This window comes from Aliidongia dinghuensis, assembly GCF_014643535.1.
GTDB lineage: Bacteria > Pseudomonadota > Alphaproteobacteria > ATCC43930 > CGMCC-115725 > Aliidongia > Aliidongia dinghuensis.
Genome location: NZ_BMJQ01000030.1, coordinates 1 through 22592 on the forward strand (window position 1 = coordinate 1; position 22592 = coordinate 22592).

Annotated in this window: 17 protein-coding genes and 2 pseudogenes; 13 read left to right on the plus strand and 6 right to left on the minus strand. The window is 62.1% G+C overall.

All coding sequences use genetic code 11. The features are described 5' to 3' along the window. Positions 1-107: 107 nt before the first annotated feature. Complete coding sequence (gene tnpB / locus IEY58_RS32460) at positions 108-641, minus strand: IS66 family insertion sequence element accessory protein TnpB (RefSeq protein WP_189052346.1); 534 nt, start codon at positions 639-641, stop codon at positions 108-110. Positions 642-770: 129 nt separating this feature from the next. Between tnpB and IEY58_RS32465 the strand changes: the two genes are divergently transcribed. The 6 genes and pseudogenes from IEY58_RS32465 to IEY58_RS32490 form a co-directional block, all read left to right on the plus strand. Then, positions 771-1553 (plus strand): 2-keto-4-pentenoate hydratase, encoded by a 783-nt coding sequence (locus tag IEY58_RS32465; protein ID WP_229744134.1) that lies wholly within the window; start codon positions 771-773, stop codon positions 1551-1553. Further along, positions 1550-2488, plus strand: coding sequence for an acetaldehyde dehydrogenase (acetylating) (locus IEY58_RS32470; RefSeq protein ID WP_189052347.1), 939 nt, complete (start codon positions 1550-1552; stop codon positions 2486-2488). Before IEY58_RS32465 ends, IEY58_RS32470 begins: the two co-directional genes overlap by 4 nt. Further along, the gene (dmpG, locus tag IEY58_RS32475; protein WP_189052348.1) at positions 2485-3504 is read left to right on the plus strand and encodes a 4-hydroxy-2-oxovalerate aldolase; all 1020 of its coding nucleotides are present in this window, start codon (positions 2485-2487) and stop codon (positions 3502-3504) included. Before IEY58_RS32470 ends, dmpG begins: the two co-directional genes overlap by 4 nt. A gap of 213 nt (positions 3505-3717) precedes the next feature. After that, the gene (locus tag IEY58_RS34525; protein ID WP_229744135.1) at positions 3718-4317 is read left to right on the plus strand and encodes a helix-turn-helix domain-containing protein; all 600 of its coding nucleotides are present in this window, start codon (positions 3718-3720) and stop codon (positions 4315-4317) included. A gap of 169 nt (positions 4318-4486) precedes the next feature. Next, positions 4487-4987: pseudogene (locus IEY58_RS32485) on the plus strand (transposase); the annotation flags it as partial. Positions 4988-5031: 44 nt separating this feature from the next. Continuing rightward, positions 5032-5510: pseudogene (locus IEY58_RS32490) on the plus strand (ATP-binding protein); the annotation flags it as partial. 217 nt (positions 5511-5727) lie between these two features. Here the strand turns inward: IEY58_RS32490 and IEY58_RS32495 are convergent. Further along, positions 5728-6999 carry a cytochrome P450 gene (locus IEY58_RS32495; RefSeq protein ID WP_189052349.1) on the minus strand — a complete coding sequence of 424 codons (1272 nt, stop codon included), beginning with the start codon at positions 6997-6999 and terminating at the stop codon, positions 5728-5730. A 552-nt stretch (positions 7000-7551) separates the two neighbouring features. On the opposite strand from IEY58_RS32495, the gene IEY58_RS32500 reads away from it, so the two are divergent. Next, positions 7552-8322, plus strand: a complete 771-nt coding sequence (locus tag IEY58_RS32500; RefSeq protein ID WP_189052350.1) for an SDR family oxidoreductase — start codon at positions 7552-7554, stop codon at positions 8320-8322. A gap of 96 nt (positions 8323-8418) precedes the next feature. On the opposite strand, the gene IEY58_RS32505 is transcribed toward IEY58_RS32500, so the two are convergent. The 3 genes from IEY58_RS32505 to IEY58_RS32515 form a co-directional block, all read right to left on the minus strand. Then, entirely contained in the window at positions 8419-10113 is a 1695-nt protein-coding gene (locus IEY58_RS32505) for an acyl-CoA dehydrogenase (RefSeq protein WP_189052351.1), read from the minus strand. 339 nt (positions 10114-10452) lie between these two features. Then, positions 10453-11643 (minus strand): acyl-CoA dehydrogenase family protein, encoded by a 1191-nt coding sequence (locus IEY58_RS32510; RefSeq protein ID WP_189052352.1) that lies wholly within the window; start codon positions 11641-11643, stop codon positions 10453-10455. Between the two features lie 24 nt (positions 11644-11667). Next, positions 11668-12786 carry an acyl-CoA dehydrogenase family protein gene (locus IEY58_RS32515; RefSeq protein WP_189052353.1) on the minus strand — a complete coding sequence of 373 codons (1119 nt, stop codon included), beginning with the start codon at positions 12784-12786 and terminating at the stop codon, positions 11668-11670. A 919-nt stretch (positions 12787-13705) separates the two neighbouring features. Between IEY58_RS32515 and IEY58_RS32520 the strand changes: the two genes are divergently transcribed. After that, positions 13706-14440, plus strand: a complete 735-nt coding sequence (locus IEY58_RS32520) for a TetR/AcrR family transcriptional regulator (protein WP_189052354.1) — start codon at positions 13706-13708, stop codon at positions 14438-14440. A 254-nt stretch (positions 14441-14694) separates the two neighbouring features. Further along, positions 14695-15603, plus strand: coding sequence for a VOC family protein (locus tag IEY58_RS32525; protein WP_189052355.1), 909 nt, complete (start codon positions 14695-14697; stop codon positions 15601-15603). Between the two features lie 376 nt (positions 15604-15979). On the opposite strand, the gene IEY58_RS32530 is transcribed toward IEY58_RS32525, so the two are convergent. After that, the gene (locus tag IEY58_RS32530; RefSeq protein ID WP_189052356.1) at positions 15980-16306 is read right to left on the minus strand and encodes a 2Fe-2S iron-sulfur cluster-binding protein; all 327 of its coding nucleotides are present in this window, start codon (positions 16304-16306) and stop codon (positions 15980-15982) included. Positions 16307-16514: 208 nt separating this feature from the next. Between IEY58_RS32530 and IEY58_RS32535 the strand changes: the two genes are divergently transcribed. From IEY58_RS32535 to IEY58_RS32550, 4 genes are all read left to right on the plus strand, one after another. After that, positions 16515-17621, plus strand: coding sequence for a Gfo/Idh/MocA family protein (locus tag IEY58_RS32535; protein ID WP_189052357.1), 1107 nt, complete (start codon positions 16515-16517; stop codon positions 17619-17621). Between the two features lie 262 nt (positions 17622-17883). After that, on the plus strand, positions 17884-20067 hold the full coding sequence (locus IEY58_RS32540; RefSeq protein ID WP_189052358.1) for a CaiB/BaiF CoA-transferase family protein: 2184 nt from the start codon (positions 17884-17886) through the stop codon (positions 20065-20067). A 164-nt stretch (positions 20068-20231) separates the two neighbouring features. Beyond that, positions 20232-21329 carry an acyl-CoA dehydrogenase family protein gene (locus IEY58_RS32545; RefSeq protein ID WP_189052359.1) on the plus strand — a complete coding sequence of 366 codons (1098 nt, stop codon included), beginning with the start codon at positions 20232-20234 and terminating at the stop codon, positions 21327-21329. A 22-nt stretch (positions 21330-21351) separates the two neighbouring features. Continuing rightward, a complete protein-coding gene (locus IEY58_RS32550) occupies positions 21352-22536 on the plus strand; it encodes an acyl-CoA dehydrogenase family protein (protein WP_189052360.1) in 1185 nt (394 codons plus the stop codon). Positions 22537-22592: the final 56 nt, after the last annotated feature.

Here is a 22592-nt window from a genome sequence, read left to right on the forward strand (position 1 = left end):
TTCTTGTTCCCAGACACCGAACCTGCACTCCGCGCTCTCCGACAGTTGCAAAACGGCGCCGTTAGAACAATCAATCTGAGGGTAAATGATCGTGTCCAGGAGGGGCATCAAGATGCGTAATCGAGCACATAGGCGAGCTGGGCGGCCGAGATCGCCACCACGCCATCCGCCGGCGACGGCTGGACGAAACAGCCCTTCTCCAGCCGTTTGGCATAAAGAGACATGCCGATGCCATCGTGCCAGACGATCTTGATCAGGTCCGCCTTGGCGCCGCGGAAGACGAAGAGGTCACCCGCGTGCGGGTCCCGGCCGAGCACCTGTTTGACCTGCACGAGATAGGTGACCATGTCGGCCTCGAGCATCCCATATGCATGGACAGGCCGGTGGATCGCACCAAGTTTTTCCAGGAGCGGCCGCGCGAGTCTACTCAGCAGCATCTCGATATCGAGCGTTCCCACCAACCGCAAGAGCGTCGGTCCGGGCGCGTAGGCAGCCTTTCGCTCCAACGCGACGAACCCTCGCGCGCTTAAAACGGCCACCATACGACAGGCTGTCGAAACTGGCAGTTCTGTTCTGGCGGCTGCCGTCTCTACATCCCGTTCACCACCGTGGAGGAGGCTCTCCAATAAAAGCAGGCCCATTTCGAGGCTATGCGCCGCGGACCGTCATTTTCTCACGATGTAAAAAAATCGTCGACCACACATTGCCCGGGCTGCCTGAATCAATTAATGTTCGGAAATTAGGTCAATCGTACTAATGGAGATCTGACCGTGCATGCTGAAATCCTTGCTGAGCGTCTTAGGCAGGCTTACCTCAAAGGCGGCGTACCGCCTCTGCGCGATGGCCTCGCGCCGAACGACGCCGCGGCGGCCTATGCCGTGCAGGCCCTGAACACCCAAATCTGGATATCGGAAGGTCGCCGGGTCGTCGGCCGGAAAATCGGATTAACGTCCCGCTCGGTGCAGGCACAGTTAGGCGTCGATCAGCCCGACTATGGCACCCTGTTTGCCGACATGCTGATCGAGGACGGCGGAGTCCTTCTCGCCTCTCGCGTCTTGCAGCCCAAGGCGGAGGCTGAGGTGGCGCTCGTGCTGCGCGACAGCATCGACGACCGTCGCGCCACGCCGGAGGCGGTTCGCGCTGCTACGGATTACATCGTTGCCGCGATCGAGATCGTCGACAGCCGTATTGCCGACTGGAAGATCACTTTCGCCGATACCGTCGCCGACAATGGTTCATCCGCTTTCTTCGTGCTGGGGCGCGAGCGGCGGCGTCTGGCGGGCCTCGATCTACGGAGTTGCACCATGCGATTGGAGGTAAACGGACAAACCGCTTCCGAGGGCGTCGGCGCTGCTTGCATGGGCGACCCGTTGATTGCCGCCGCCTGGCTTGCCCGGACCTTCGCTGAGGCCGGCGAGCCGCTGCAGGCGGGCGACATCATTTTGAGCGGGGCACTGGGACCCATGGTGCCCCTTACACCCGGCGACGGAGTAAAGGCAGTAATAGACGGCCTTGGCGAAGTGGCCTTCTCATTCAGGAACGATCGGCAATGAGCGGAAAAGTGCGAGTCGCCATCATAGGCTCAGGCAATATTGCAACGGACCTGATGTTCAAGGTGATGCGCCTGTCCGAGCATCTCGAGGTAGCCGCAATGGTTGGCGTCGATCCAGCATCGGACGGACTCGCCCGGGCAAAACGGCTAGGGGTCGCTACGAGTGCGCAAGGCATAGACGGCCTGATGGCACTACCCGATTTCAAAGAGGTCGAGATCGTGTTCGACGCTACCTCGGCGAGCGCGCACGCTCGTCACGACGAGGTATTGCGGAAAGCGGGCAGGCGGGTCGTCGACTTGACGCCGGCGGCGCTGGGTCCGTACGTGATTCCACCGGTCAACGGTGACGCCCATCTCGACGCGCCGAACGTCAACATGGTCACGTGCGGTGGTCAGGCGACAATCCCGATCGTCTGGGCCGTAAACCGGATCGCGCCGGTGATCTACGGCGAAATCGTGGCGTCGATTGCATCCAAATCGGCGGGTCCGGGGACGCGGGCAAATATCGACGAGTTCACGGAGACGACCTCCAAAGCGATTGAAGTGGTCGGGGGCGCACGTCGCGGCAAGGCAGTGATCATACTCAATCCCGCGGAGCCGCCGCTGATCATGCGCGACACTGTTTATTGTCTTTGCCAGGACAGTGACCAGACGGCGATCGAAGCATCCGTTAAAGAGATGGTAGCAGCCGTCCAGGACTATGTGCCGGGCTATCGGCTGAAGCAGCGTGTGCAGTTCGAGCGCTACGGCCACAACAACCTTTTGCAGATACCCGAGATGGGGGAAGCCTTCGCAGGCCTTAAGGTTACCGTCTTCCTAGAAGTGGAGGGGGCGGCACATTACCTGCCCGCCTACGCCGGCAATCTCGACATCATGACCTCGGCGGCCCTCAGAACCGCCGAACGCATTGCCATCCGAAAGAGGGCCGCGGCATGACCAATCCGACGCGAAAGCTGTATATCCAGGACGTGACCTTGCGCGATGGCATGCACGCGATCCGTCACCGATACACGCTCGATCATGTGCGCCGCATCGCGGCTGCCTTGGATGCGGCGAAGGTGGACGCTATCGAGGTTGCGCATGGGGATGGCCTTTCCGGATCATCCTTCAACTACGGATTCGGCGCTCACACGGACTGGGACTGGATTGCCGCGGTCTCCGAAGTTCTCAAGCACGCGGTCCTGACCACTCTCCTTCTGCCGGGCATCGGCACTGTCCACGACCTCAAGCGCGCCTACGAACTTGGTGTCCGCTCGGTGCGCATCGCGACACATTGCACCGAGGCCGATGTCGCCAAGCAGCACATCGAGGCCGCGTGCGGCCTGGGCATGGACGTATCGGGGTTCCTCATGATGAGTCACATGAGTCCACCCGACGCGCTCGCTGCCCAAGCGAAGCTGATGGAGAGCTACGGCGCCAGATGTGTCTATGTGACGGACAGCGGCGGGGCCATGACCATGGACGACGTTGCGCTGCGGCTGCAGGCTTATGATCGCGTCCTGAAGCCGGAAACCGAACGCGGCATCCACGCGCATCACAACCTTTCACTCGGCGTCGCCAACTCGATCGCGGCCGTACAAAATGGCGCGGTGCGGGTCGATGCTTCACTTGCCGGAATGGGGGCGGGCGCCGGCAATGCGCCACTGGAGGTCTTTATCGCCGCAGCCGACGCCTACGGATGGGACCATGGAACGGATCTCTTCAAATTGATGGATGCCGCCGAGGATCTCGTCCGTCCTCTGCAGGACCGCCCGGTGCGTGTGGATCGGGAAACGCTCAGCCTCGGCTATGCCGGGGTCTATTCCAGTTTCCTCCGACACGCCGAGCGCGCTGCCGAGACCTATGGGCTGGACACACGCGCCATCCTTCTGGAACTGGGCCGGCGCAAGATGGTGGGCGGTCAGGAAGACATGATCGTCGATGTCGCCTTGGATCTGGCCAAGTCCAGATGAATCCCCGCAGAAGGTCCACACCAGCGGCCGCTCCCCCGCGCCGCTATTCCATCGACAATTCCGCCTGAAGCCGTTGCCCGGCCTTACCACGCCCGCGGCAGCATAGCTCTGCTCCAACTGGGCGTCCGACCAACCTTCGCGACACGTCGCTAGATCAAATCACGTTTAGACGGAAACGTCTAAACGTGTGAATTTGATCTATATTCTGTATCGATGCGGATTCCGACCGAAGCCGGCCGGGTATTCCGATTTGACGCCGGCCAGCGTTCCGATTTGAAGCCGGCCAGGTTCCGATCAATCGTCGGCCACCTGGCTACCGGCTTTCGGCGTTTTCCCTTGGGTCAGCAACTCGGGCATCAGGACCTCGTGATCATTCACGGGGAGCACCTGATGCCGGCGAAGAGAGAGCTGACGATGAGGCAGATACGACAGATATTGCGGCTCGTCCGCGACGGCGTCAGTGCGCGCGAGATCGGGCGGATGCTCGGTGTGGCGCGCAGCACGATCCAGGACAATCTAAAGCGAGCGGAGGCGGCGGGCTTGGCCTGGCCGCTGCCGGGCGATCTGACCGACGACGTGCTGGAGGACCGGCTGTTCGCCCGCGCCGGCGTGCAGCGCGGGTTGCGTCGCCGCCCCGAGCCGGACTGGTCGGCGCTGGCCTGCGAACTGAAGCGGCCCGGCGTCAATCTGATGGTGCTGTGGGAGGAATATCGCGAGCCCCACCCGGCGGGCTATGGCTACAGCCGTTATGTTGCGGCCCTGGTTATGTGGCGCCGCCGGGGAGAAGACCGGTTGTCAATCGGCAGGCAATAATGGCTCTGACTCATGTGTGGATGGCCCCCGGTCTGCAAGAGTTTTGTCGCATGAAGCATTCAGTCGCTTGCGGTCATGTGTCCGGCCTTTACGGCGGTCGGCATAGACCGCTGGCCCTGATGGGTTCCGCAGATCGAGGCCTAATCAAATTTCCGGGGTATGACTGGCACTCTGGCGGCAGTTGAAGAAGCAGGGATTCCGCGGCTGCCTTCGCGTGGTCACCGAATGGGCTACACGCCGGAGGCAGGCAGACAAGGCGGAGGGTGCTCTCAGCCGGACGCCTGGAGCACGAACGATCGCCCGGTTTCTCACGGTCGAGCGTGACCGGCTATCGAAAGCCGAGACAGTCATGGTCGCGGCGATCGAAGCCGGTGTCCCGTCGCTCGTTGAGGCGCGCGAGATCATCGCCACATTCCAGGCCATGATCCGGAAGAGGATGCTGGCGGCTCTCGATCCCTGGATCGAACGCGCTCGCGCTAGCCTCGTCGCATCCTTCGCCAACGGTGTCGTCAAAGACAAGGCGGCCGTCAGCGCGGCGATCACTTCGCCCTGGTCGAATGGTCCGGCCGAGGGGCAGATCACCAAGCTCAAGCTCGTCAAGCGCCAGATGTACGGTCGGGGCAAGATCGACCTCCTGGAGGCCCGTGTCGTCGGCGTCGTAGATGCCTGACGTCATCAAATGTGCGTCAGAGCCAATGTTCCACGCCGAATAACAAGCTCGCCGGCTGCGACTGGATCCGTGCCCGCCATAATCTGCTGATCACCGGCCCGTGCGGCGTCGGCAAGAGCTGGCTCGCCTGCGCACTCGGACAGAAGGCCTGTAGGGAGGATCTCTCCGTCACCTACCATCGTGTGCCCCGCCTGTTCCAGGCCCTGGCACCGGGCGCTACGCCAGGACCCTGCGCCAGATCGCCCGCGTCGATCTACTCATCCTCGACGACTGGGGGCCGGAGACGCTCACCGCCGACCAGCGCCGCGATCTGCTGGAGATCGTCGAAGACCGCTACGACGCCCGCTCGATCATCGTCACCAGCCAGGTCCCGATCGACCGCTGGTATGAGATCATCGGCAACCCGACGATCGGCGACGCCATCCTCGACCGGCTTGTCCACAATGCCTACCGCATCGACCTCACCGGCGAGAGCCTCCGGAAGAACAAGGTCTCCGAACCCGTCAAACCCGCCGCCGCTTGACCGACCACGCGGACACCATCAATCATCCACACTGACCCAACGGGACGACGCCCAGGTGGCCCGCTTCAGATTGGAATGCATGGCCGGCTTCGTCGGAATCCGCAGTATCGACGAGCGGATTCACATGTTTTGGCGATTCTGCCAAAAAGACGATCCGCTCTAGAAGCCATGGCTTCATAAGTGTGACTGGAGCCAACCGGTTACGGTCGGCGTTACTTCAGTGTTTGTCGGCGCTGATCCAGAGCTTTGTCATGCCGTAAACGACGTAGTTGGGTATAAAGACGTAGCTGTTCTCTCCCCGAGAGAGCCGGAATTTATCAAGCCGTTCGATCAGGCATTGGAACGCAAGCCGCAGTTCGCCGCGTGCCAACTGGTTGCCGATGCATATATGCGGGCCGAAGCCGAAGGCCAGGTGCGATTTGACGTTCTGACGCGCGAGGTCGAGTTTTTCCGGCTCCGCGAAGACGGCCGGATCGCGATTTGCCGCGCCATAGCGCACTTCGACCATCGCGCCTGCCGGAATGGTGACGCCCGCGATATCGGTGTCCTCCATCACGCGACGAAACAGCGTTTGCACGGGCGACATGGCCCGGAGCGTTTCTTCGACGAATGCGCCGAGAAGATCCGGAGCGCCGCGCAGCCGCGATACAATATCCCGATCCTCGGCCAACAGCTTCATGCCGGCGGCAAGTGTGGTCGTGGTCGTTTCGTTGCCTGCCACGATCAACTGCCGCATGATGCTTTGCAGCTCGCCCATCTCCAGGCGCCGGCCGTCCACTTCGGCATGGACCAGACGGCTGAGCAGTTGCTCGTTCGGCTCCCTCCTAACCTGTGCAATGGCATCGGCAAAGTACCGCTGCATCTCGATGCAGGTGTGGGCGACCTCGATCTGGCGTTCTCGGCTGAGCGTTGGATCCTGCACCAAGACCACGGCGTCGGACCAAATTTTGAAGCGGTCCATGTCCTTGGATCGTACGCCGAGCTGCTCAGCAATGACGATCATCGGCAGCTTGATTGCAAAATCGGCGACGAATTCGATCTCGCCATGGGCACCCAAGGTTTCGATCAGGCCGTCGATCAAACCATGAATGATCTCGTTGATCCGCGGTTCCAGCGCGAGGATCTTGGCTGGCGCAAACGCTTTGTCGACCAATTGCCGATAGGTGCGGTGTTCCGGCGGATCCTGGGACTGCAACGTGTCCATCGGGCGCCAGCCGTGGGCATCGTAGATCTGGTCCACTTCTTCTCGTGCGGCGTTCGCCCGGGATGCCCCCAGGCCGCTGCGGCTTGAAAACGTCTTGACGTCCAGCAGCACTCTGCGCACATCCTGGTAGCGTGTAAGGATATAGTTGCCGGTAACTGGGTCTTTATAGACAGGTTCGCGATCCCGAAGGTGGTCATAGGCTGCAAAAGGACATGATTGGATCGATGGCGCAGTAAAGCTTAAGACGTCGGTCGCGTCGGCAAGCGCTATAGCATCCTGATTCATGATCGTCCTCCTTGTTTCCCCCGGCGCATCACCTGCAATCGGCGCTCTATCCGAAGCAGGGCGCTCGTCTTGATGACTCTTCCTGTTCTTCTAAGCAGCGAATTCACGGCACGCGCCATTTGCTGCCGCAGGGGATCTGATCGGGATGATGCCCGAGACTCTCGGGAAGCTCGACCTAGCGCCCCAGCGCGCGCTTCCTGTTATTGTCGCGCGGTTAGTGCAAATGTTTTCCTGCCTGATACGGCATATGTCAAGGGCCTCGGCGGCCAAGTGCCCAGGATGCGCGAGCTCGGCCGGGCGCTGCGGCATAAGGCTCCCGCCGTAAGGAAACGCCCGGCTGCTGGATTGTCGTCTCCTGAGTCGTTGCTGCCGGGGTAGCCCATCGGGCCACTGCGCTGCCACCGTTCGGCAGGCCATCCTCGGGCTTGATACAAAACGATCGATCTATATGCTGAGCTGTAAGGAGATGCGCGCCGTGGACGATCTCTGGATCGGCGACAGCACGAGCATGCCTGCGCGATTCTCCAGAACCTTGCAACGAAGCTGGATAAAATGACGAAGAGGCTGGCAGGAAAGATCGCGATGATCACCGGTGGTGCCTCGGGCTTGGGCGAAAGCCAAGCACGACGGTTCGCGCATGAAGGCGCCCAGGTTGTCGTGTGCGATGTAAACGAGGCAAAAGGAATGGCTGTAGCGCAGGATATCGGCGCGCAGTTCCTGCTGCTGGACGTACGGTCGGAAAGCGCGTTCCGGGCCGCGATCGAAGCGACCGTATCGCAATGGGGCCGCTTCGACATCTTAGTAAACAACGCGGGCGTTGCCAGGGTCGGCACGCCCGAGACGATCGAGGAGGCCGACTACCGCCTGGTCATGTCGGTCTGCGTGGATGGGACAGTGTTCGGGTGCAAGCATGCGATCCCGGCGATGGTGGCCTCGGGCGGTGGGGCGATCGTCAACATCGCGTCGATCGCCTCTATGCGCGGGATTCCATATGCTGCGGGCTATTCAGCGGCGAAGGGCGCGGTGGAGGCATATACCCGGTCGGTCGCTGCCCACTGCAAGCTCAACAACCTGAACGTCAGGTGCAATTCGGTGCATCCTGGCGGCTTCGCGACGCCCATGCTCGGGAAAACGATCGAAGATCTCCGCAAGAATGCCAATTCAACGGGGCAGTTGCAGAATAGAGCGGCCAACATGTTGGGCGATCCGGTGGAGGTCGCGAACTTGGTACTTTTCCTCGCCTCGGACGAGGCTAAGTGGATCAACGGCCAGCGCTTCGTCATCGATAATGGCGATACGATTGCCGTGCCGAGCGGGAAGTGACGGAAAGATCGGGCGCCCCCACCCTGCGGGCGCATCTGCGGTAGCCGTTCGGGCGCCGGGGAGGCCTCGGCACCCTTCGGGCTTCGTTGGTCAGAATTAGACAGCGAAGGTCTCAGCGTCCACCGCATAGAGTAGCGTCGCCTTGGCCATCGCCGCCGCGCGCAGACCGAGCGCCTCGGGGACGATCTGCTCGACATAGAAGCGCCCCGCCGCCTGCTTCATCCGAAGGAAGCTCGGCTCGCTCCCGCTTCGTGCCGCAAGGCGGCCGCTCTTCTCCATCAGCCAGCCGCACACCCCGACCGACAACATCGTCAGGAATGGATAGCTCGCTGCAAGCCGGTCGTCGGCATCGCAACCGAGCAGGTTGCGGCCGACCTCCTCGCACGCATCGATCAACTGCCTCAGACCGGCATCCTCGGCCTCGGTGCGCATCTCGGCGAGCAGGCGGAAGAGCGTCGCCCCATTGTCCATGCTCAGCTTGCGGCCGACGAGATCGGCGGCCTGGATGCCATTGGTGCCTTCGTAGATCGGGGTGATGCGCGCATCGCGGAAATGCTGGGCGGCGCCGGTCTCCTCGATATAGCCCATGCCGCCATGCACCTGCAGTCCCAGGCTGGCGACCTCGTTGCCGAGGTCGGTCGGGTGCGCCTTGGCGAGTGGGGTAAGAAGCTCGACCCGACTGCCCGCCTCCGCATCGCCGGCACGGCTGCGATCGAGCTGACCAAAGGCATAATAGACCAAAGCGCGCGCCGCCTGCGTCTGGGCCTTCATGCGAAGCAGCATGCGTCGGACGTCGGGATGCTCAACGATTGCGACGGCTTTACCGTCGCGGTATCCCTGCACGCGCTCACAGGCGTAGGCGACGGCCCGCTGGGTGGCGCGCTCCGCGACCTCTACGCCCTGCAAGCCCACATTGAGCCGCGCATTGTTCATCATCGTGAACATGCCGCGAATTCCGCCCAGCTCGGTGCCGATCAATTCGCCGATGCAATCGTCGTGGTCGCCGAAGCTCAGCACGCAGGTGGGGGATGCGTGCAGTCCCATCTTGTGCTCGATCGAGACGGCGTGGACGTCGTTGAACGCTCCCGGCGTGCCGTCGTCGTTCAACCGGTATTTCGGAACCAGAAACAGGGATAAGCCCTTGGTGCCGGGAGGGGCGCCGGCCGTCCTGGCGAGCACGAGATGGACGATGTTTTCCGCCATGTCATGGTCGCCGAATGAAATGTAAATCTTGGTACCCTTGATCTTCCACTTGCCATCACCGATGGATTCGGCCTTGGTCTTGACGGCACCAACGTCGGATCCCGCCTGCGGCTCGGTTAGGTTCATCGTGCCAGTCCACTGGCCGGTGGCCAGCTTAGGAAGGTAGAGCGCTTTCTGCTCGGGCGAGCCATGATGCTGCAGTGCTTCCAGCGCCCCGACGATGAGCATCGGGGCGAGGGCGAAACCCAAGTTGGCGGTACCCAGTGTTTCCAGCACCGCCGCCGAGAGGCTTACAGGCAAGCCCTGGCCGCCGAATTCGACGGGAGAGCCGATCGTGCCCCAGCCGCCCTCGACATAGGCGCGATACGCGGCGATGAAGCCCGCAGGCATTTTCACGCCATCCTTGGTCCAGCGCGGCCCTTCGGTATCGCCCACCCGTTCGAGCGGCGCCCATTCGCCGGCGGCGAATTGCCCGACCCCTTCAAGCACGGCGTCGACCAGGCCGGACGTGGCCTCTGGGCTGATCTCGCCGAGGCGGACGATATGATCGAGCACGAAACGCTGTTCGGCGGTGGCTGCTGTAAACATCAGGCCTCTCTTGTTCTACTTCTAGCGTCGAAACAGAAGTTCGCTGAACACCTGCAGGGAGGGGTATTCTCGGCACTTTGCAGGCGTTCGTGTGGTCGCGGAAAGCCGGGCACCTGTCGGCTCGACATGGGATCGCGCCACGAGCACCTCCCTTCGATCGTATTTATCGGTGTGAAGGCCGATTATGCTTGATCGGAGCTACGCAGGTGTGCGGGGGTGTCGACAGTGCGGCGCAACTGGTCACGCGGCCACTTCTGCATGCGCCACAGGTCCTGACACCGCATGGCATTCGACATCACCAAGGTGGAACACCCGTCCAAAGGAATCGCATGTCGCGCGTCATCCCGCAGCCTGCGGCCCCATCAGCGATTTGCTGACCAGGCGGCGCATGATCTGACCAGTACCCTCGAAGATGTCGAAGATCTTGATGTCACGATACCATTTCTCGATCAGATGCGCCTCGCTTGCGCCTTGCGGCCCAAGGATCTGCATGCAGCGGCGGATGATCAGTTCGGCCGCGACCGGGCTATAGGCCTTGGCGGCGGCCGCTTCGATGCGGTTGGAGCGGCGTTGTGCATCGAGCCATATTCCCTGATAGCACAGCAGCCGCCCCCGTTCGTAAGCGGCGGTCATCTGGTCCAGATCGCCTTCGATTGCAGCCCAGCGATGGTCGGAAAATTTGTCTCGACGCCTCTCGAGCAACTCCCTGGTCTCCTCGACCGCAGCCTTTGCGATGGAAAGTCCCATCAGGCCGACCAGCGGGCGCGAGTAGTTGAAGGAGGAAAGCGCACGACCCAGTGTCTTTGCCAGATCGTCATTGTTCGCGTCCTCGCCCTTCCAGCCGAGCATGTGATCGAGCGGAATCCGGCAGTCCTCCAGCGTCAGTGCCGTCGTCATCCAGCAGCGCAGGCCGAGCTTCGACTCGTTCGGACGCGTGATGATCAGTCCCGGCGTGTCCTTTTCCACGACGAAGGCCCGGATGCCGGCATGCTTCAGCTGCGGATCGATAGTCGCGATGATGACGATGAAGTCCGCATGCGCGCCCAGGCTGCAATATATCTTGGACCCGTTCAGTACCCAATTCTCTTCGTCGCGCCGGGCCGTGGTCGCGATCCCGCTTGTGTCGGATCCCATGCCCGGCTCGGTCATGCCGAAACCAGTGCTGCGGGCGCCGGGACGGGCATAGGGGGCGTACCATCTGTTGGCCTGCTCCGGGGTGCCCGCTTGGCCAACGACGTGATGGCCGATGCCCCGGTTCGTCGCCTCGAACAGCCATGGGTCACCGTAGGTCAGCGCCTCCACGATGGCGGTATTTCGCAGCAGGTCGCCGTCGGGGAAGGTCGGCAGGACGGAAGACACGCCATCGACGCGATCGAGAGGTACTGGGCAGCTGTCGAGCACCGCACCTGTGTTCGCCGGCAGCCGATGGTCGGCGTCGGCCTGCCGGGCGAGCGGCCGTGCGACATTGCGGGCCCAATCGAAGATCTGCGCCTGATAGGCGGTCAATTCCGGGCTGAACGAGAAGTCCATGGCAGTTCCTACGCGCTCTATGCGTCAGAGCGAGGCTGAGAAGGGAGTGATTGTCGGGTCGAAATCCAGGCAGGAGATGCCGCCGGCCGCGCGATACCATCGCTCCACGGGATGATCGGTAATGAAGCCGTGTCCGCCCAGGACCTGAAGGCTGTCGCGTGTCGCCTGGTTCGCGACAGTGCAGGCGTAGTTGACGGTTGCGGAGACTTGCCGCTCAAGTACCACCGGATCGGCATTATCAAGGTTGGAAATCGCCGCAATCAGATCGAGCTTCGCGGCACGGATCCTGATATCGGAGTCCGCCAGCATGAAAGCGGGTCCCTGGAATGCCGCGATGGTTTTGCCGAACGCCGGGCGCTCTGCCGCATAGCTGCTGGCATAGGAGACAGCGCGGGCGGCGAGACCGAGCGCAATCGATGCCGAAGTCAATCGGATCTGCGAGAGCAGCCGGCTGAGCTGATCGCCCGGGAGCGCTGCGTTCCCAAGCAGGCGATCTTCCTGGATCGGAGTATCGAAAGAGAGGGTCGCGCAGCGATGGGCGGCCAGTCCAAGCAGCGGCGAATCATCTTCAATACGGATCCCCGCATCCGACGGCTCGACGATTGCCGCACGCAGTTGCCCCTCTTCGTCGCGGCCGATCACCACGAGCGGCGTCGGGGCGACGCCGTAAGCGACCGCATGCTTCTTGCCCCGGACGATCCACCGACCGTCAGCCTGGCGCCGGATGCTGGTGCGATATTCGCCGGGGTTGCGTCCGTAACCTTCGTAAAGCGCGATGCCGACCGGCAACGTCGGATCCGCGGCGAGTGGCGTCAGATGCCGTGCTTGTTGCGAGTCCCCGCCGAGGGCCGTTAATAGGAGCGCATAATGTGAGCGGCTCGCGAGGTTGAAGGTGATTGCGGGATCGCCGTAGGCCAGCGCTTCGATCCCCAGTGCAGCCGTCAGCGGATCGATCGAGCCATTGCCGCCATGAGCTTCTGGGATCGGCCATAACAGTCCGATTTCATAAACAAGGCGAATGATCGAGTCCGGTACGTTGCGTTCCGCCTCAGCCTTCCGCGCCGCCGGATCGATGTGATCCCGGGAAATGCGCTCGACCATATCGAGCACCTGCTGCTGCTCGCTTGAAAGATCGAAATCCAAATTTCGCCCTCCTTGAAGGCTCGATGCCGTAGGTGGGCACGCATGTCTGCCCGACCATGATCCTGACGCGCCTGTTCTCGAACTGGCATCCACCGCGTTTCATACCGTCGCGGGTGGAGCTCCGGTCTGGCCTGGGCGGTTCGCTGCGGCTCCCCATCCAGTTCCCTTTTCTAACCGGCAATAACATAAAGCGATTGACCTATATGGCAAGTCCGATTTCCCTCCCTGCAGCACGCTCAAGATTCATCCGGGCGGCATGCTGAAAAGGCTTCGTAAGCCATAGGCTGGGCTGACTTTCGGATGGATCTCAGTACTAGCAATAGAAAGCTGGCAATACATAAGACCTAAGGTAATGTGTCGATGATGGTGCAGCCCATGGCGATTGCTGCGGTAGAGGGCCTGTGGACGCTCTAACAGGCTGCGGAAGATCCGGGAAATGACCCGTTGGTTCACGAGACCGATTTATCGACGGACCTTGCGGCAATCTGCCTGTTTGAGGGGATTGGGGAGTCGTTACGCATTGCCGTAAGAGGTGGGGTAACTTCCACAAACGATCTGCGTTAACATTATAGGCTCGTCGGGGCTGCCAGCTCTGGCGATCTCTGCTGTCAGACGCGCTTATTTGCTTGCGGACGGTGCCCCAAAAGCAGTGCGATCGTTTGCTTACCTGACACCTTCGCCGCCCATTCGATTGAATATGGACATTTTTCTGCAGCTCTCATACTTGGTTTCCGCGTTTCACCACGGAGCACCGGTTTGGCAATGATGCGCATTTCAACTGGCAGGGCGGCGACCGCTGCGTGCCGGATCGCGGTTGCGGCATTGCGGCGACGGACTGGAAGCTTCTACGGGTAGCATCGGAACGCGGGGCGACCCGACCGGTCTCAAACGCGCTATTTTTCGGCTGGGGCAATCAGGTATGGAAGCCATTGATACACGTGATGCGCTGAAGGTCGCGGCGATGCGCCTGTTCGCCGAGCGGGGCGTTGAGGCGGTGAGCGTACGGGACATCATCCTTGAGTCAGGTGCAAAAAATGGCGGTTCGCTCAATTATTACTTCGGCACGAAGGAAGGGCTGATCGCGGAACTGCTCCGCGAGATATTCGAGGCCGCCAGCGAACATTGGCTCGATGGGCTGAGCGAGCTGTTGAAGAAGGGCGGTCCAGCGAGCGTGCGCGAGGTGGTGCGAATTATCGCCTATGCTCCGCCGCTGTTGTTGCGCGGCGAACAGTATCCGACCGGGGCGCGGTTCTTGGCCAGCCTGCTATTCACGCGGCGCAAATTCGTGGCTGAGCAGATGCGGTTGATGAACCTGTCGGTATTCAATCGTTTGCTCGCCTATGTCCGGGAGCTTCAGCCCAATATTCCTGACAGCGTGATGGGGCAACGCCTCGTCTTCGTGGCCTGGTATATGTCAGCGATCCTGAGCGCGCGCGAGGCCGCCTTCAGTCAGAGCCGTGGCAATTCCAAACTGTGGACGCAGGCGAACGCACTGGGAAATCTAGTCGATACTGCTACCGCTCTGATCGAGGCGCCGGTCGAAGACGGGTTGAACAATCCAGATCCCGCCGAACAACTGCGTGCCCCGCCGCGGAGCACGAAAAAACCGGCGGCTCGGGCAAGCCGGCGCGGGCGTGCCGCATCGGTGGAGTAACCTCCGCGCCCCGCGGTGGGCGGGGCATTCCGATAGGATCGATCTTTGCGACAGACCGCTTCGCCGTCGGAAGCGGCGCAACCGCTTTCAATTTCCTCGCCTGCGTAGTATGATCGTTTTAAATCGGCGGCCGGACGCATGTGCGGCCCTTGAAGCGCGTGGACTCCGCGCCGCGTGGCCGGTTCCCGCGAACAATCTGTAAGGGTTCGCCGCAGCTGCACGCTCGGCGCGGCGATGAGCGCAGGAGAGGTGAATTGAACATCGACCAAATTCGCTACAAACGCCTGGGTTATGTCGCGCTGACGGTGACAGATCCAGCGCGATCGCTCGCATTCTATCGCGACATCGTAGGGGTGCATGCGTTCGAGGGTGACCAGGACACTGTTTTCCTTTGCTGCAGCGACCGCCATCACGATCTCATGCTCTCACGCGGCGCAACGCCGGCGTTGAAGCGGATCGGATGGGAGATGGAATCGCCCGAGGCGCTGGCCGCGCTGGTGGCGCATATGGGCGAGATCGGCGTCTCGATGTTTCCCGTCGATGCGGCGGAGGCGTCCTTGCTGAGGATCTCGAATGCCTATCGCATGAGCGAGCCGACGACCGGTGCGACATTCGAGTTTTATAGCGCGATGGAAAAGGCGCCGCAGGCATATACCCCAACGCACACCAATGTGTCGCGGCTTGGTCATGTCGTGCTCAGCAGCCCGCGCAAGTCCGAGACCGAGAAGTTCTTGCTGGAGCATATGAATTTTAGGATAAGCGACCAGATTGGGCCGATCGTGACCTTCATGCGATGCTTCCCCAATCCGCTGCATCACAGCTTCGGGGTTGGGCATGGCGACGCGTCCAAACTGGGCCATATCAATTTCATGGTGACGGACGTCGATGATATCGGCCGTGCCAACAACCGCATGAAGCGGAACAGTGTGCCGATCGTTTACGGGCCGGGCCGCCATCCGACATCCAACTCCGTATTCTTCTACTTCCTGGACCCGGATGGCATCACCGTCGAATACAGCTTCGGGATGGAGGAATTCCCGGAAGAAGGCGCGCGCGAACCTCGGATGTTCCCCCTGGTTCCGGAGTCTTTCGATAGCTGGGGCGGCAGTCCGGAGGCAACGTTCAGCAAGGTCGGCGATGTCGAGACTTTGACTTCGGCTTAGAGTGCGCTCGTTTCGGTCGGTACCGGCTGAAGGGTAAGGCTTTAGCGCTGAAGGAAGAAATTCCTGATTGCAGGGGCGATGCTGTCGGCGCCCCTGCAACTGAATGCCAGCTAGGTCTGCCTATGAGCAGACAGCCATATCCGATTGATATGGCTATTGTTCCCACGTCAGAAAGCGTGATGGCTTGTCTGGGGCGCTTCATGTCGCCTTCAGTCGCCGGCGCGTTGATCGCCACGCGCATTCCGAAGCCGCCGCCCTTATGGCGGCACATGATCCGCTCGTCGATGCAATAAATATATCAAATTCAAACGTTTAGGCGTTTCCGACTGAACGTGATCCGATCTAGTCGGAGGGAAGTGGCGCGCAGGCCAACCCGTCATACGCCCGATTGAGATCTTGGAACTTCGACCACAAGCCCTGCCAGGTCTTCGCGCATGGCGATCTGGCAGGCCAGCCGTGAGGAGGGGCGGACATCCTGGCAATTATCGAGCATTTCCAGTTCGTCGCCCGTCGCCGCGCCAACCCGCTCGCTCCATGCCGGATCGATATAGATATGGCACGTCGCGCATGCCAGCGCGCCGCCGCAAAGCGCATCGATCCCCGCGACATCGTTGCGAACGGCCGCTTCCATGAGCGATATGCCCGGAGTGACCTCGATGGCCTTCGAAGAGCCATCATGCGCAACGAACTTAACCTCAGCCATTCAGCCGTTCCTTATCCTGTACGTGTGCCGCTCTGAACCGGGCGGCTGATGCGATCATAAAACAAATGACCTAGATTTCAAGCCTCGCCGGTGCTAGCTTCGAACGAAGTGGTCAGAAAGACCTGGTGGAGGCGATGGACGAAATCTCAAAGGTATCCGCTCCCGTGCTCGTCATGGCAGGTGTTGTGCGAACTTCCTGGAGCGGCACATGACCGAGCGGCTGTCGGAACGACCTCGGCCATTCGGTGTGGGTTTCATCGGTGTCGAGCCGGCGCGGAGCTGGGCCTGGGCCGCGCACCTTCCGGCCATCAAGCGGTTGCCAGAGGATTTTCGGTTTGTCGGCCTTGCCAACCGCAGCGTCGAGTCGAGCCGACGCGCTGCCGCAGTCCTGGGCGAGGGGCGCGCGTTCGACAGTATCGACGATCTCCTTGCGAGCGATGAGGTCGACCTGGTGGTCGTGACGGTGAAGGCAGCGCACCACGCGCCGATCGTCGAGCGCGTGCTTGCCCGCGGAAAACACGTATTTTGTGAATGGCCGCTGGCTGTCAATCTGACCGAAGCCGAAGCGTTGGTGCGGCTTGCGGCTGAGGCAAAGGCGCGCAGCTTCATCGGCAAACAGGGACGTGTCGGCGAGGCGCTCTGCGCGATCCGTGAGATCGTCGGCAGCGGAGCGCTCGGCAACATCCTATCGACGACGGTGGTTGGTGCGGCCGGCGTATGGGGGGCGAGCATTGCGCGCGCAAACGTCTATTCCCTAGAAGTCACGCAGGGCGCGAATGTGCTGACCGTGGTCGTCGGTCATATGTTGGCGGCACTGGAATTCGCGCTCGGGCAAGTCGATTCCGTCAATGCGGTGCTTTCAACTGGCCGGCCTTGGGTGAAGGTGGAGTCGGAGGGGGGCATGGCAGCTGCGACGGCTCCGGATCAGGTGGCGATTTGCGGCACCTTGGCATCAGGTGCCGTGCTGTCGGTGCATTATCGCGGCGGCCTCCCGAGTGGGGCGGGAATTACCTGGGAAGTCTATGGTTCTGACGGAATGCTGCGTCTGGAAGGCGCCAGTGGTCAGAATCAGATGACCACCTACACGATCACGGGTTCGTTTCCTGGGGCCGAGACGGCCTTGGCGCCGTTCGGTGCGGCGGCGGCGCATCATCCAGGCGACAACGTCGCGCGGCTTTATGCGGCCATCGCGCGCGATTTGCGCGAAGGAACGCGCACTGCGCCTGACTTCGAGGATGCATTGCGCACTCACCGCCTGATCGCTGCCATCGAGAACGCTGCGACAACAGGCCAGAAGCAGTACTGCCGCTCCTGATATGTCGAATACGACATAAAGATCCAGGCTTGCTTTCGGATTTAGAACGGCCGAACTGCCGCTCCTTTCTGCTTCGGATGTTCCGATAGCTGGCCTAGCGATTTCCGGCCGGTGCGGCGGGGCGCGCTTGAATGTATCGCCGGCGGCTGGGTTGTCGACATGGGGCGTGAGCCATAGGTCCCGCCGCTCCTTGCAACGAAGGGCATGCCATAGCCCGCGGCTTTCGGGTCCCCTGCTAGTGCCGCATAAGGGAGAGAAGTATATGGATTCGAGCAATCGATTGCTCTCAGGAGTGCGGATCGTCGACGCGGGGCGGGGACTGGCGGCGGGGTTGGCCGTGCGATTCTTCGCCGACCTCGGTGCCGATGTCGTTCGCGCGGCCGATGCCGATCCCGATCCGCTGGTCTCTCACTTCCCGGTGCTGCGGCGCTGGCGCGAAACCTATGCCCGAAGCGATCGGGCGTTCCGAGAGCTGCTCGAAGACGCGGATGTTCTGGTGGTGGGCGGCGAAGATCACCCGGACGTCGAACGACTGCGCCTCGATGATGTGGTGCATGGGCTGCACGCTCGTCTTGTCACGCTGGAAATCACAGCCGCGCCCGCCGGTGTGCGCGGCTGCGAGGACCCCGCCCATGAAATGCTTGCCCAGGCGAGGTCCGGGCTCGCCTGGGAGCACTATGACAACCGGCCCATCGCGTTCCCCTTTCGGCCCGCCTCGCGCGGTGCGGCGATCCAGTCGGTCGCCGGCGTGCTGGGGGCGCTGATCGCGCGCGAGCGTACCGGGCGCGGGCAGGCGGTTCGGACTTCACTTCTCGAAGGCGCCCTCATGTGGGTGTCGTTTTTGTGGTACGACGCAGAGTGGCATAGCCCGCGCTCGGCCTTTACCGTGCCGAAGAACCCGGGGCCTATGATCCTGCCATGCAAGGGCGGCGAGTATATCCATATCTTCCTGAGCGGTTACGCGGCTATTCCCGCGCTTTATGCCGAGCTGGGTCTCGGCACTCCCGGCGAAGACGCGATGACGCTGTGGGTCGACAGAGATCCTCGGAAGTTCTTCGGTAACACCGACGCGATCGCGGATGCGGTCGCGAAACGGGATAAGGACGAACTGCTGGCCGCGTTGGCGCGGCGGGGCGTCACCGCGAGCGCCGTGCTGGCACCGGGTGAATGCTGGTCCGACCCTCAGGTCGAACAGCAGCGTCTGCTACGGCGCTGGTCTGATGACTCGCGCTCGCTCGGATCGATCATCCGCAGCAGTTCGTCCCCCGGCACCAGCAAGTTGAGCGAAAGCGCCCAAGACGCACCGCCGCTCAAGGGGCTGCGCATCCTGGATTTCGGCACGTATGTCGCCGGACCGTTCGGCGGCGTGCTGCTGTCGGATCTGGGGGCCGACGTCATAAAGATCGAGCCGGCGGAAGGCGACATCGCGCGCGCGATGCACCGCGGTTTTTCCGCCTGCAACCGTGGCAAGCGGACCATCAAGTTGGACCAGAAGCATCCGGAGGCTGCGGAGGTCGTCAAGCGGCTCTGCGCGGTCGCGGACGGCGTTATGAGCAACTATCGTGTCGGAGTCACGGCCCGGCGCGGTATCGATGCCGCTTCGCTGCACCGCACGCGCCCTCAGACGGTCACAGTGGAATTCCCCGCGTTCGGACTCGACGGACCACGTGCTTTTGAAGCCGGGGTCGACCCGGTCATGCAGGCCTGGGCGGGGCATGAGGTACGTCAGGGCGGGGAGGGCAATCCGCCCGTCTGGAACCGAATGACGATGGTCGATTATTGCGGCGGCGTTCTCGGCGGTATCGCGATGTTGGCCGGGCTCTATCACCGCGCAGCCACCGGCAACGGCAGTGCGGTTACGAGTTCGCTGCTGGGATCAGCGCTCTTCCTCATGTCCGAGCTCATCCAAACGGCGGATGGGGAATGGCAGGGCGCGCGCCAGCTCGATCACGGCCAGCGCGGCTTGCACCCCGCGGAGTCGCTGTATCAGACGCGGGACGGCTGGGTCACGATCGTTGCGCTTGGCGATGCCGCGGCCAAATTGGCGCTTTCGCTCGGCCTTACGGACATTGCGGCGCGTGATCCGATGCTCTGGGCCGCGGACGAACAAGACAGGATCAGCGCCGCCATCGCAGAACGATCCACGCAGCAGCTGCTTGAGCTGCTGCATGGTGCCGGCGCATGGGCCTTGAAAACGGTACCGGGTGCCGAACAGTCGGTCTTGCACGATGAAGCCCTGGTCGAGCGCGGGACAGTGATGAAGATCCCCGATCCGGACCTCGGCACCACCCGCGTCTTGGGGCGTCTGTTCCGGCTGGAGCGCTCGGGCTCAGGCCGGCGGACACGGGCGCCGACCCCGGGTGAGCACACCAAAGAAATCCTCGCCGAACTGGGCTACGGCGAGGAGGAAATCGACGCGCTGCTGGCGGCGAAGGCCGCGTTCTGATGCCGGATACAAATGGCCCGGGACGATCGTTTCCCGCGCCGTTTCCCTCGGAGGCGGACAAGGCAGTTGCAATGTCGCGGCGATCGGATTAAAACGATCGAACTAATTAAACAAAGCGGCCCGCTCTGAGCTGGGATCGCTCGACATCAAGGGAGGTCCTGGCATTGGAGCTCAACCTTTTAGCAGGTGAGAAGCGCTACCTGACTGATCTGAAGGAAGCGGCTACGAAGACTCTGAGGCCGTTCCGCTTCCAGGTAGAGACCGAGCGCCGTATTCCGGAGGCTGTTACCGAGGAACTCGCACGATTGGCGCTACCGGGCGCCAACGGATTTTCCGAGGCGTTGGACGATGCACCGACGGCCAGCGCCTTCTGCCTGGCGGCAGAAGCGCTTGGCTGGGGCGAACCGTCCATCGCCTATTCCTGGCTGGTGTCGCGGCAGGTTGCCTGGGTGATCAGCGAGGCCGGTTCGCCTGAGCAGAAAGCGAAGTGGCTGTCGCGATTTGCCGGTGACCCGCTGTTTCCCGCCAGCCTCTACCTGCAAGAGGGCCGCGGCGCGCCCCCGTCCGAACTCGAAACGACCGTTCTGGAAAAGGGCGACAGCTTCCGCGTCGATGGGTTCAAGTCGCCGGTCTTTAACCCGACGACTGCAGAAGTCTCGGTCGTCGTCGGCCGAGATGCCTCCGGCAAGCTTCGCGCCGTGCTCATGGAAGACCGCGGCGACCGCGTCCTTTTCTCCGGCTTGCAGGAGAGGCGGCTTGCGCTCTCCGGATGCTCGGTCGCGCTGGAGGCGCAGATTGAAGGGCTGGAAGTTCCGGCGGAAAATGTCCTGCCCGGCGATGTGTCCAGAGCCATCTCGGTGTGCCGCCTGTCCCACGCCGCCTTATGTCTGGGCATCGCCGGAGCCGCGACAAGGTACGCTGGCGAGTGGGCCCGCACGCGCGTTGCTTTCGGGAAGCCGATCATCGGCCACCAAGGCGTGTCGTTTCCGCTCGCCGATCTCGTCATGGCCGCCGATGCCCTGCGCTTGAGCATCCAGGATCTTCTGCTGGGTGATCTCCCGGCCGATGAGCTTGAGCGTCAAACCAACCACATCGTCGCAGAGGCGAACCAGGTCGTTCAGGACGCCGGCCGCGAGGGGGTTCAGACAATGGGCGTCCACGGCATCATCTCCGACCATCCGGCGTCGCACTGGTACAAGGCCGCAGCCGTGGTTGCATCGGTCGACTATGACCCGCTCACCAGCCGTCTCAAGTTTGTCTGATCTCCGTAGAAGGAACGATCTCATGTTCGATCTACAACTCACGCGGACGACCCGCGACCTGCTGGCCGAGATCAAGGAATGGTCGATCAAGGAAGTCCGCCCGCACGCGCGCGCGGCCGAAGATCTGGCGCATCCGCCTGCCGTCAACGAAGTGGTGGCGAAATGCCCGGTTCGGCATTGCCCGCTCGACTTTCGTTATATCGGCCCGGCCGTGCGCGGCCGAGAGGACGACGTGGAATACGTGAAATCCCTCAATGGCGGCGGATCGCTGCTGGGCGTCCTCGCGATGGAGGAAATGAACGTCGGCGATGGTTGGGGTTGGCAAGCACTTCCCGGCAACAATCTCGGCGAGCGCGCGGTTCGTCTACTGGGTGACGATTATCAGGTTCACCGCTGGGCCGACGGCATTCTGCGCGGCGACTATAAAATTACTTCGATCTGCATGACGGAGGAGCATTGCGGGCTGGACCTGTCACAGATTCGCACAACGGCGGTGCAGGAGGGCGACGAATGGGTGCTGAACGGCGCCAAGCGTTTCATCTCGCACGGCGCCTATGCGGACTATCTGGTGGTCTTCGCCCAGACGCGCCCCGGCTCCGGCTTGGCTGGGGTCCGCGCCTTCATAGTGGAGCCGACGGACGAGGGCTTTTTCGTCGACAAGTACAGTGAAGACAAGCTGGGCGTTCGTTACTATCCGAACTCGACACTTCGCTTCGACAATATTCGACTGCCCAAGAATCGCGTGCTGGCGAACAACAACTTCGGCGAGTTCATGGCGATCCTGAACGGTACGCGGCCGTTCTGTGCTGCGATCGGGCTGGGCACGGCGAAGGGCATGCTCGAATATGCTGTGGACTGGGTGAACCAGCACGACAAGCCCTTCTCTCCGCGCCGGCGACAGGCTTTCGACGAGCAGGTCGAGATCATGACCGCCGCGCTCGACCGCGTGCGGAGGATGCTGATGCGCTCGGCCTGGAAGCACGATCAGGATGAAGCCGATCCCATGCTGGCGCACAAGGCGAAGGCCTATGCGCTGCCCATCCTCGAGGACGTGTCCTTCCGGTCGATGCAGCTAATGGGGCCGGCCGCCTGGTCGACCGAGCACCTGATGGAGAAGTGGTACCGGGACGCCAAGTTCAACGACATCGTCGAAGGCACCGGAAACATGCATCGGATTTTCGTGGCACGCGAAGAATTCGGCAACTGACGCAAGGTGCGAAGGTAGCTGCCGTGTGCTCCGCCCGCACTGACACCCTTGCGCAT